Source organism: Nocardioides marmoriginsengisoli, assembly GCF_003725695.1.
In the GTDB taxonomy this organism is placed as follows: Bacteria; Actinomycetota; Actinomycetes; order Propionibacteriales; family Nocardioidaceae; genus Marmoricola; species Marmoricola marmoriginsengisoli.
The window spans coordinates 1,632,383-1,643,818 of sequence record NZ_RJSE01000007.1 but is presented as its reverse complement, the minus strand read 5'-3'; the positions used below and the strand labels follow the sequence as shown (position 1 = coordinate 1,643,818).

Annotated in this window: 8 protein-coding genes; 1 reads left to right on the top strand and 7 read right to left on the bottom strand. The window is 72.2% G+C overall.

Annotated elements, in window-relative coordinates; genetic code table 11:
- Nucleotides 1-46: 46 nt before the first annotated feature.
- A complete protein-coding gene (locus EFK50_RS16390) occupies nucleotides 47-967 on the bottom strand; it encodes an EamA family transporter (RefSeq protein ID WP_123228560.1) in 921 nt (306 codons plus the stop codon).
- 73 nt (nucleotides 968-1,040) lie between these two features.
- Here EFK50_RS16390 and EFK50_RS16385 point away from each other — a divergent pair, with 73 nt between their 5' ends.
- Nucleotides 1,041-1,940 carry a LysR family transcriptional regulator gene (locus EFK50_RS16385; RefSeq protein ID WP_123228559.1) on the top strand — a complete coding sequence of 300 codons (900 nt, stop codon included), beginning with the start codon at nucleotides 1,041-1,043 and terminating at the stop codon, nucleotides 1,938-1,940.
- Here the strand turns inward: EFK50_RS16385 and EFK50_RS16380 are convergent, their stop codons facing one another.
- From EFK50_RS16380 to EFK50_RS16355, 6 genes are read right to left on the bottom strand one after another with little or no spacing between them, the layout of a single operon-like run.
- Entirely contained in the window at nucleotides 1,941-3,050 is a 1,110-nt protein-coding gene (locus tag EFK50_RS16380; protein ID WP_123228558.1) for a uroporphyrinogen-III synthase, read from the bottom strand. It abuts the gene before it with no gap.
- Between the two features lie 13 nt (nucleotides 3,051-3,063).
- A complete protein-coding gene (nirD, locus tag EFK50_RS16375) occupies nucleotides 3,064-3,438 on the bottom strand; it encodes a nitrite reductase small subunit NirD (protein WP_123228557.1) in 375 nt (124 codons plus the stop codon).
- Nucleotides 3,435-6,056, bottom strand: a complete 2,622-nt coding sequence (gene nirB / locus EFK50_RS16370) for a nitrite reductase large subunit NirB (protein WP_123228556.1) — start codon at nucleotides 6,054-6,056, stop codon at nucleotides 3,435-3,437. Before nirB ends, nirD begins: the two co-directional genes overlap by 4 nt.
- A gap of 10 nt (nucleotides 6,057-6,066) precedes the next feature.
- Nucleotides 6,067-7,587: an FAD-dependent oxidoreductase gene (locus EFK50_RS16365; protein ID WP_123228555.1), complete on the bottom strand. Its 1,521-nt coding sequence runs from the start codon at nucleotides 7,585-7,587 to the stop codon at nucleotides 6,067-6,069.
- The gene (locus EFK50_RS16360) at nucleotides 7,584-9,710 is read right to left on the bottom strand and encodes a molybdopterin oxidoreductase family protein (RefSeq protein WP_123228554.1); all 2,127 of its coding nucleotides are present in this window, start codon (nucleotides 9,708-9,710) and stop codon (nucleotides 7,584-7,586) included. Before EFK50_RS16360 ends, EFK50_RS16365 begins: the two co-directional genes overlap by 4 nt.
- A complete protein-coding gene (locus EFK50_RS16355) occupies nucleotides 9,707-11,266 on the bottom strand; it encodes an MFS transporter (protein ID WP_123228553.1) in 1,560 nt (519 codons plus the stop codon). The genes EFK50_RS16360 and EFK50_RS16355 overlap by 4 nt, the downstream gene beginning before the upstream one ends.
- Between the last annotated feature and the right edge of the window lie 170 nt (nucleotides 11,267-11,436).

Below are 11,436 nucleotides of genomic sequence, written 5' to 3'. Positions count from 1 at the left end.
AGGTGAACGGGAGGCGAATCGAATTGGTGCAGTTGGGGTCGCGCCGTCAGACGGTGGAGGAAACCTGTGGAGACCGCGGTTCAGACCGGTCCGAAACGGGCAGCGTGGGTCGTTCACCGGTACGGCGGAGGGCGACCAGGACGCCGGCGAGGACCACCAGACCGCCGACCGCCTCGGCCGCGTTGGGCGCCTCGTCGAGGAGGATCCAGGCGCTGAGCATTGCCACCGGTGGCGCGATCAGCACGAACGGCACCACCGAGGAGGCCGGGTAGCGGGCGAGCAGCCCGTTGAAGATCGAGTACCCGACCAGCGACGCCAGCCCGGCGGTGTAGAGCGTGGAGAGCGCCGCACGCCCGTCCAGCTGGGTGAGCGCGTCCCCGACCTGCGCCGGTCCGTCGACGACCAGGCTGAGCAGGACCAGCGGCACCGGGACCACCAGCGACGACCAGACCGCCATCGACAGACCGGACTTCACGCCGGCTCGACGCGAGACCACGTTCCCGATGCCCCAGGACAACGCACCGGCCAGGCAGAGCAGCAGGGCGACCAGCGGGACGTGCCCACCCCGGCCGATCCCGACGACCGCCAGGCCGGCGGCACCGACGAGCACGCCGGCCAGCTGCTGCCGGGTCGGCGGCTCCCGCAGCCAGAGCGCGGCGATCAGCACCGTGAACAGGACCTGCGCCTGGAGCACCAGGGCCGCCAGGCCGGGCGGCATCCCGAGGTCCATCGAGGTGTACAGGAAGCCGAACTGGCCCAGCGACATGAAGATCCCGACCAGCGCGACCGTCCGCCAGCCGGCCTCGGGGCGGGGCACGAAGAACGCCGCCGGTACGACGACCGCGGCGAACCTCAGCGCCACGAAGAGCAGCGGCGGGATGTCCCCCATCCCCCACTCGATCACGACGAAGTTGAACCCCCAGATCACGGCGACCAGGGTGGCGAGGGCGACGTGACGGGGGCTCATGGAGACAAGTCTGGGCGCGAACTTCATGAAGCACCAGCGATTGCTTCTGCATGAATCCATGTAATCTGACTACATGATAGATCTGACCGCGCTGCGCTCCCTGGAAGCCGTCGACCAGTTCGGGTCGGTGGTCGCCGCCGCGGACGAGCTCGGCTTCACCCCCTCCGCCGTCTCGCAGCAGATCAAGCGCCTGGAGCGGCAGTCCGGGGTCGAGCTGCTCGAGCGGGTCGGCCGGGGCGTGATCCTCACCGGCCCCGGACGCCTGCTGGTCGAGCAAGGCTCCCGGATCGCCGCCGACCTCGAGCGCCTGGAGACGGACCTGCACGCCCACGCCGGCGAGGTCGTGGGCGAGATCGGTCTGGCCGGGTTCTCCACTGCGATGCGCGGCCTGATCGGACCGGTCGCCGCCGCCCTGATGCGCGAGCACCCGGGACTGCGGCTCCGGCTCAGCGAGCTCGAGCCGTGGGACGCCGTCGACCAGGTCGCCACCGGGCAGGCCGACGTCGCGCTGGTGCACCGCTGGGGGGACGTGGTGCTGGAGATACCCGGGCACCTGGACCGTCGTACCGTCCACCACGACGAGGCCGAGGTGATCCTGCACCAGGACCACCCGCTGGCCGACAGGCGCAGGCTCACGCCGACCGACCTCGCCGAGGAGCGCTGGATCGCCACCCCCGAGGGCACTATCTGCCGCCAGTGGTTGCACCGGATGTACGCCGGCACCGGGGCGCTGCCGCGGATCGAGCACGTCGCGATGGAGTTCGCCTCGCACCTGGAGCTGGTCTCCGCCGGACTCGGGATCGCCCTGATCCCGCGCCTCGGCCGCGCCCCGCTCCCGGTGAACACCCGAGCGATCCGGGTCACCGACCCGGTCCCCACCCGCGAGACCCTCGCGATCTGGCGCCGCACCCAGGACCGCTCCCCCGCCGTGCGGGCGATCGTCGCCGCGCTCGCCGACGCGGGATCGCTCTGACTACACCGTCTGCAGCACGTACCCGCGCTTGATCACCGTCCGCACCAGCGGGTGCGGGGAGAGCGACTCGCGCAGCCGCGCCACCGCCACCTCGGCGGTGTGCGGGTCCGAGGATTCTCCCGGCAGCACCTCGAGGAGCCGGTCGCGGCTGACCACCTCACCCGGGTGCAGCGCCAGCCGGCGCAGGATCGCCAACCCGTTGGGCGAGAGCGCCAGCACCTCGTGGTCGAGCGTCGCCGCGGCCGCCCGCACGTGCAGCACCCCGGCGGGGGTCGGCACGCTGTGCGCCTCGTCACCGAGGGTCAGGATCACCAGCCGGACCAGCGCACCCATCCGGGACCGGTCCGGGTGCACCGGCAGCAACCCGGCGTTGACCAGCGGCTCCGCGGTCACCGGGCCGACGGCCGCGAGCAGCAACCTCTGGGACCGCACCAGGTCACCGACGATCTCGGTGATGCCCTGCTCGGCGAGCTCGGCCAGCCAGGCGATCGCGGCGGGGGCCGAGGTGAACATCACCGCGTCGAACCCGCCGGCCGCGACCGCGAGCGCGGTGTCGGTGACCGCCGCCGGATCGGCCGGCGGTCCCCAGCGGTAGACCTCCAGCGGCACGATCTCGGCACCGCCGCCGACCAGCATCGCCTCCAGGTGCGGGTCGCCGGCACCGTGGTGCTGGACCGCGATCCGCTGCCCCTGGACCCCCTCGGCGAGCAGGAACTCGACGATCTCCGCGGACGTCTCGGACTCAGCCACCCAGTCCGCCTTCAGACCGACGGCCTGCAGCGCACCCCGGGCCTTCGGGCCGCGCGCGACCAGCCGGGTGCTCTCCAGGTTTGCCAGCAGTGCCTCGTAGAGCCCGGCCGTCTCGCAGGCGTCCATCAGCCCGCGGAAGCCGATCCCGGTCGTCACGACGAAGGTGTCGGCCGGGTCGGCGATGATCTCGCGAGCCCGGCGCAGCAAGGTCTCCTCGTCGATGCTCGGCACCACGCCGAGGGCCGGCGCGACCGTGACGTCGGCGCCGCGCCTGGTCAGGGCGGCCGCCAGCTCGTCGGAACGGCGCTGGGCCGTCACGAGGATGCGGGTTCCGGCGAGGACCGGGGTGAGTTCGGTCAAGGTTCTTCCTGTCCTAGGCGACCAGGGACGGGGCGAGCGGGACGGGATGGACGTAGACCACGCCGCCGGCGATCCAGGTGCGGTACACCGGGATCCGCTCGGACGGGTCGGTGAGGCACTCACCGGTGGCGAGGTCGAACACGTGCTTGTACATCGGCGAGGCTACGGTGTCGCGCTGCTCGGAGCCCGACCCGACCGACCCGACGATGCCCCGGGCGATCACGTTGGCGTCCGCGAACGGATCACGGTGCCCGACCGCGTAGACGAAGTCGGAGCCGTCGGCGCCGGTCACCCGGAACAGCGCGACCTGCTGGTCGTGCACCAGGACCGCGACGCCGCGCTCCGAGATCAGCTGGCCCTTGGTGCAGACCGACACCCACGCACTCATGAACGCACCTCCAGCGTCGCGCCGGCGATCAGGGTCCCGCGTTCGTCCGCGGTCGCCGGGCGCCGTTGCCCGCGCTCGGTCACGTAGGTCAGATCCGGATCCCCCGCCTCCGGCGCGTTGAGGAACGAGACGAACTGGGAGAGCTTCTCCGGGTCGGCCAGCGTCGCAGCCCACTCGTCGGCGTAGCTGTCGACGTGCGCCGCCATCGCCGCGTCCAGGTCCGCGCAGATCCCGAGCGAGTCCTCCATCACGACCTCCCGGATCGCCTCGATCCCGCCCTCGTGCGCCTCGACCCAAGGAGCCGTCCGCTGCAGCCGGTCGGCGGTGCGGACGTAGTACATCAGGAACCGGTCGATCGTCCGGACCAGCTCCTCGGTGTCCAGGTCCTCGGCGAACAGCTGCGCGTGCCGCGGGGTGAACCCGCCGTTGCCGCCGACGTACAGGTTCCAGCCGTTGTCGGTGGCGATCACGCCGACGTCCTTCCCGCGCGCCTCGGCGCACTCGCGAGCACATCCGGAGACGCCGAGCTTGAGCTTGTGCGGCGACCGGAGCCCGCGGTAGCGCAGCTCCAGGTCGACGGCGAGCCCCACCGAGTCCTGGACGCCGTACCGGCACCAGGTGGAGCCGACGCAGGACTTCACGGTGCGCAGCGACTTGCCGTACGCGTGCCCGGACTCGAACCCGGCCTCGACCAGCCGCTTCCAGATCGCCGGCAGCTGCTCCAGGCGGGCACCGAAGAGGTCGATCCGCTGGCCGCCGGTGATCTTGGTGTAGAGGCCGTAGTCGGCGGCGACCTGCCCGATCGCGATCAGCCCCTCGGGGGTGATCTCGCCGGCCGGCACCCGCGGGACGACGGAGTAGGTGCCGTCCTTCTGCAGGTTCGCCATCACGTGGTCGTTGGTGTCCTGGAGCCGGGCCAGGTCCTTGTCCAGCACGTGACCGGTGCCCAGCGAGGAGAGGATCGACGCGACCACCGGGCGGCAGATGTCGCACCCGCGTCCGGTCCCGTGCTGGCCGATGATCTCGCTGAAGCTGCGCAGCCCCGTCACCGAGATGATGTCGAAGAGCTGGGCCCGGCTGAACGCGAAGTGCTCGCAGAGCGCGTTGCTGACCTCGATGCCGGACTTCTCGAGCTCGGTGGTCATCAGGCGCTTGACCAGGGGCAGGCAGGACCCGCAGCTGGTGCCGGCCTTGGTGCACGCCTTCACCGCGCCCAGGTCGGTGCAGCCGCCCTCGCAGACCGACGCCCGGATGGTCCCGGCGGTGACGTTGTTGCACGAGCAGACGTTCGCGGCGTCGGGCAGGTCGCCGGTGACCGGCGCACCGGAGCCCTCCGGCAGCAACCAGGCGTTCGGGTCCGAGCCGAGCTCGGCGCCGAGCATCGGCCGCAGCGAGGCGTAGGCACTGGCGTCGCCGACCAGGACGCCACCGAGCAGGGTCTTGGCGTCGTCGGACATCACCAGCTTCTTGTAGACGCCGGCGACCGGGTCCGCGTAGGTGACCTCCAGGCTCCCCGGGGCCTCCGCGAACGCGTCGCCGAAGGAGGCGACGTCGACCCCGAGCAGCTTGAGCTTGGTGCTGGTGTCGGCGCCGGGGAAGGTCGCCTCGCCACCGAGCAGCCGGTCGACGACGACCTCGGCCATCGTGTAGCCGGGCCCGACCAGGCCCCAGGTGCGGCCCTGGATGCAGGCGACCTCGCCGATCGCGTAGATCTGTCCCCCGGACGTCGAGCCCCCGGACGTCGAGCCTGTCGAGACGACGCACCCGTCGTCCACCACCACCCCGCCGCGCTCGCCGATCACCAGGTCGGCCGCCCGGGCCAGCTCGTCGCGCGGACGGACCCCGGTGGCGAAGACGACGACCTCCGCGTCGACCTTGGTGCCGTCGCCGAACTCCATCGCCGAGACCCGGCCGTCGGCGCCCGGGTGCAGCGCGGCGCTGGCGGTCGAGGTGAGCACCTCGACGCCCATCCCCTCGACGATCCGCCGCAGTGCGGCGCCGCCGCCCTCGTCGACCTGCAGCGGCATCAGCCGGTCCGCGAACTCCACGACGGTCGTGGCCACGCCGAGCCCGTGCAGGGCACCGGCCGCCTCGAGGCCGAGCAGACCGCCGCCGACCACGACGCCGCGGACGCCGTCGCCCAGCCCGTGGACCCAGCCCTCGAGCTGCTGGACGTCCTCGATCGTGCGGTAGACGAAGGACCCGGGCAGGTCGGCCCCGGTCACCGGCGGCACGAACGCCGACGATCCCGTCGCCAGCACCAGGGCGTCGTACGGCTGCTCGCCCTCGGTGACCCGGACCGTGCGCGAGACAGGGTCGATCGCGGTCACGGCGCTGCCCAGGTGCACGGTGACCAGGGGGTCCGCGCCGAGGTCCTGGTCGCCCAGGACCAGGTCGGTCGGCGACTGCCCGGCGAAGTACGACGTCAGCGCCACCCGGTCGTACGGCGGGTGCGCCTCCTCGCAGTACAGGTCGACCGACCAGACGCCGTCCGCGTCCCGGTCGCGCAACGCCTCGACGAGACGGTGCGCCACCATCCCGCCGCCGACGACGACGAGCCGCTTCGGCGCGTCCGAACCGTCGGACGAACCAGCCAGTGAGGGGTGAGTACTGGTCATGTCAGGCACCTTAGGTAGTGGATTCAACGGTCGTGTTTCGCTGTGTTACGGGCGTGCTACGGCTCGGCGGGCCCGCGTCGGGATCGGCGCCGGGATCGACTCCCGGGTCGCTGGCGTTCAGCCAGTCCACGAGGCCGCACACGACGTCCCGGCAGCCTCCGCACCCGGTGCTGGCCCGGGTCGTCGCGGCGACCGCGTCGGCACTGCGGGCGCCCTGCTCCCAGGCGGTGACGATCTCCTTCTTGGTGACGCTGCTGCACCGGCAGACCGTGGTGGAGCCGGGCATCCGGACCGGCGAGGTGGACTCCTCGGTCCGGGCCTCCGGGACCAGCATCGTCAGCGGGTCCAGCGGCAGCGGGGTCCGGCGGTCGTAGGCGACGCTCAGCGCTGCCGAGATCTCCGGGGCGCCGAGGCAGGTCACGCCGACCAGGGCGTCCTCCCGGATGACGAGGTCGACGTGCCGGCGGCCGCCGCTGTCGGTGAGCGTGACCAGCCGGTCGTCGTCGCGGGCCGCGGAGGGCCGGACGCCCATCGTGACCAGGTCCACGCCGGCCGCCTTGAGCCGCACCGGCTCCGCGCTCGCGGTCGGCAGGTCGACGTCGGCCCCGACTCCGCGGACGAGCAGCTCGACGAGCCGTTCCGCCTGCGCCCACCCGGGCGCCAGCAGCCCGGTCATCCCGGCAGGAGCCTGCGCGCAGTCCCCGATCGCGTGCACCTGCGGGTCGGCCGTGGTGAGGTCGGCGTCGACCACGATGCCGCGTTCGACGGCCAGTCCCGCGGCCGCCGCCAGCCCGGCCTCGGCGCGCACGCCGCACGAGACCAGCATCAGGTCCGCGGCCAGCAGCCTGCCGTCGGCGAGCCGGACCGCGACGATCTCGTCGTACGCGCTGATCACCTCGCTGATGCTGCTCCGGGTGATCACGTCGATGCCGAGGTCGCGCAACCGCCCGGCCAGCATCCGGGCCGGCGGGCCGTCGAGCTGGGTCGCCATCAGGTGCTCGTCCAGGTCGATCACGGTCACCGGCACCCCGCGCCGGCGCAGGCCGCAGGCGGCTTCGAGGCCGAGGACCCCGCCGCCGAGCACGACGGCGTGCTTGGCGTTCATCGCCCGGGCGGCGATGTTGCGGCAGTCGTCCAGGGTGCGCAGCACGTGCACGTGCCGAGGTCCGCTCTCCAGGCCCTCGATCGGCGGCACGAAGGCCGTCGCGCCGGTGGCCAGCACCAGCCGGTCGAAGGAGGACGCCGAGCCGTCGTCGAGCAGCACCCGGCGCTCGGCGAGGTCGAGCCCCACGGCGGCGCATCCGCGTCGGAACGTCACCCGCTCGGAGTCCGGCAGCGGCAGGCTGAGCGCCTTGAGGTCGGCGCGGCCGGCGACGACCTCGGAGAGCAGGATCCGGTTGTACGGCTCGTAGCTCTCCGCACCGATCAGCTCGACGGCGTAGCGGCCGGTCCGGTCCGCGCGGACCAGCTCGTCCACGAACCGGTGACCGACCATGCCGGCACCGACCACGACGATCTTCTGCGGGCTCATGCGAGCACCTCCTCCAGAATCTCGGACGGCTGCGCGGCGCGGGCGATCTCGACCGCGCAGACCTTGAACTCGGGCATCCCGGAGACCGGGTCGGTCGCGTCGTTGGTGACCGCGTTCGCCATCCCGGCGCCGGACCAGTGGAACGGCATGAAGACGGTGTCCGGACGGATCGCGGTGGTGATCCGGGCCCGCGCCACCGCGGCGCCCCGGGCCGAGGTGACCCGGACGTCGTCGCCGTCGTCGATCCCGTAGCGCGCCGCCAGGTTCGGGTGCAGCTCGACGAACGGCCCCGGTGCGGACCGGTCGAGCGCGGCGACCCGGCGGGTCTGGGCCCCCGACTGGTACTGCGCCAGCACCCGTCCGGTGACCAGGTACAGCGGGGCGTCCGGTCGCAGGTCGTCCGCGGGACCGCCCGGGCTGACCGGAACCATCCGGGCCCGTCCGTCGGCGTGGCCGAACCGGTCGCGGAAGAGCCGCGGCGTCCCTCCGGAGCCGGCCGGCACCGGCCAGTGCAGGGGCCCGGTCTCGGCGTCGAGTCGCGCGTGCGACAGCCCCGAGTAGTCGGCCACCCCGCCGGCACTGGCCCGGGCCAGCTCGTCGAAGACCAGCGCCGGCTCGGTGTCGAAGTGCACCTCGGAGCCGAGCAGCCCGGCCAGGTCGGCCAGGATCTCGAGCTCGCTGCGGGCCTTGCCCGGCGGGTCGATCGCCTTCCGCCGGCGCAGGATCCGGCCCTCCAGCGAGGTCATCGTGCCCTCCTCCTCGGCCCACTGGGTGACCGGCAGCACGACGTCGGCGAGCAGCGCGGTCTCGCTGGGCACGAAGTCGCAGACCACGAGCAGGTCCAGGGACTCCACCCGACGGCGGACCGCGGTGGCGTCGGGAGCGCTGACCAGGAGGTTGGCGCCGTGCACGAAGAGCGCCCGCACCTCGCCCCCGAGCTTGTCGAGCAGCTGGACCGCCGGCACGCCCTTGCCGGGGATGGTCGCCTCCTCGACACCCCAGACGCGCGCGACGTGCGCCCGCGCGGCCGGGTCCTCGATCGAGCGGTAGCCCGGCAGCTGATCGGCCTTCTGGCCGTGCTCGCGTCCGCCCTGGCCGTTGCCCTGACCGGTCAGGCAGCCGTAGCCGCTGGCCCGACTGCCCGGAAGGCCGAGCGCGAGCGCCAGGTTGATCGCCGCGGTCACCGTGTCGGTGCCGTCGGTGTGCTGCTCGGCGCCGCGACCGGTGAGCACCATCGCGCCCCCGCCGCCCCGCGTCGGCGACGCGGCGGCCAGCACCTGCACGGTACGCCGGAGCACCTCTTCCGGTACGCCGGTGATTGACGCCACCCGGGTCGGCCACCAGAGCGCGACCGAGCGCCGTACGTCGTCCCAGCCGGTGACCCGGGCGGCCAGGTACTCCTCGTCGGCCAGCCCCTCGGCGACCACCAGGTGCAGCAGTCCCAGCAGCAGCGCCTGGTCGGTCCCGGGCAGCGGCTGCAGGTGGATCCCGGCACCGTCCTCCGCCAGTGCCGCCGTCGCCGAACGGCGCGGGTCGACGACCAGCAGTCCCCCGCGCTCGCGGACGCCGGCCAGGTGCTGGACCAGCGGCGGCATCGTGTCGGCGACGTTGCTGCCGAGCAGCAGCACCGCCTCGGCCTCGCTGAGATCGGCGAGCGGGAACGGCAGGCCGCGGTCGATCCCGAAGGCGCGGTTGCCGGCGGCCGCGGCCGAGGACATGCAGAACCGGCCGTTGTAGTCGATGTGCCTGCTGCGCAGCACCGTGCGGGTGAACTTGCCCAGCTGGTAGGCCTTCTCGTTGGTCAGCCCGCCGCCGCCGAAGACGCCGATCGCGTCCCGCCCGTGCTCCGCCTGCAGCGTCCGGACCCGGTCGGCAACGAAGGCGACCGCCTGCGCCCAGGAGACCGGCTCCAGCTCCCCGGAGGTGCCGCGCAGCAACGGCGTGGTGATCCGGTCGGTCAGGGTGAGCACCTCGGCGCTGGTCCAGCCCTTCTGGCAGAGACCGCCCTTGTTGGTCGGGAAGGAGCGTGCGGCGACGCCGACTCCCTCCTCCGAGGGAGTCAGCGTCATCGCGCACTGCAGCGCGCAGTACGGACAGTGCGTGTCGGTCCCGGCTGGCGTCATACCCGCGCCTTCGCCATCGCGGAGCCCGGACGCAGGTAGTAGGCCCAGGTCACCGCGAGGCAGATCACGTAGAAGACCGTGAAGACGACGAACGCGCTCTTGGTCGCCTGCACCGGGTCGGCCACCCACGGCGAGCTGAAGGTGATCGGGATCAGGAACCCGCCGATCGCCCCCACCGCGCCGACGATGCCGAGCACCGCGGAGGCCTCCTTGGTGGACTTCGCCTCGGCGTCGGCGCGCGGCTGGCTGCCCTCGGGGCCGGCGGAGGCGGCGTAGGTCTTCCAGATCGCCGGGATCATCCGGTACGCCGACCCGTTGCCGATCCCGGTGGCCGCGAAGACGAAGAGGAAGGCCAGCAGGAAGAACGGGAAGATGTCGGAGTTGTGGTTCACCGCGGCGACGACCTCCGGGGAGAACCCGGGGAAGCTGGCCGGGTCCTTGGTCCAGGCGGCGAGCTTCTCCGGCGACGGCACCGGGACCGTGTCCAGGCGGGTCAGCGTGAAGTACACCGTCAGGGTGCCGAGGATCATCGCGACGAAGGCACCGAGGGTGACTCGGGCACCGCCGTACTTGTCGGCCAGCCAGCCGCCGAACGGCCGGGCGATGGAGCCGACCAGCGCACCCAGGAAGGCGTAGTAGACGAAGTTGATGCCGATCGAGGCCGACGGGATCGGCGAGCGGAAGAAGTTGATCTTGATCAGCAGCGGCATCGCGGCCGAGTAGCCGATGAACGAGCCGAAGGTGCCGATGTAGAGGAACGCCATCACCCAGGTGTGCCGGTAGCGGACCACGGCGAGCTGCTCCCGGGGACGGGAGTAGGCGGCCCGCAGGTTGTTCATGAAGGCGTAGGCGCAGACGGCGGCCAGCACCGCGAGCACGGCGTACAGGTAACCGGCCCGCTCCAGGACGATGCCGCTCTGGCTGGCCTTGACCAGGCCGAAGGCGCCGGCCCCGCCGACGATGATCGGCAGGAAGAACTGGATCACCGCGACACCGGCGTTGCCACCGGCGGCGTTCAGCCCGAGCGCCGCGCCCTTCTTGTCGGCGGGGAAGAAGAAGTTGATGCTCGCCATCGAGGAGGCGAAGTTGCCGCCGCCGAAGCCCGCGGTCGCGGCGATCACCACGAAGACCCAGAACGGGGTGTCCGGGCGCTGCACGAAGAACGCGAAGAGCAGCGTCGGGATCACCAGCAGCAGCGCGCTGATCACGGTCCAGTTCCGGCCGCCGAACTTCGGCACCGCGAAGGTGTACGGCAGCCGGAGCAGCGAGCCGACCAGGTTGGGCACGGCCACCAACCAGAAGAGCTGCTGCGGGGTGAACCCGAAGCCGGCCTTGGTGAGCAGCGCCGCGCTGACGCTCCAGAGCAGCCAGACCGAGAAGCCGAGGTGCTCGGCGAGGATCGAGAAGATCAGGTTGCGGCGGGCGACCGGCTTGCCGACCGATTCCCAGAACTCCGGGTCCTCGGGCTCCCAGTGGTCGATCCAGCCGTTGCGCGGCGGTGGTGCGAACGTGCTGGTGCCGACGGACTGCTGCGTGGGGGTCTCGGTGGCGGACATCCGCACTCCTTCACGGTCACGGACCCGTGGATGGATCCTGACCAGAAGGTGTCAGCGTGATGTTTCGCGGCGATCACGTCAGCGATGTCCCGCAGGTAAACCGTTTCTCGCAAGGGCCTGCCGAGCGGCGTGAATTGCGCGATCTGGATCACAGTGCCGCGATGACGGCG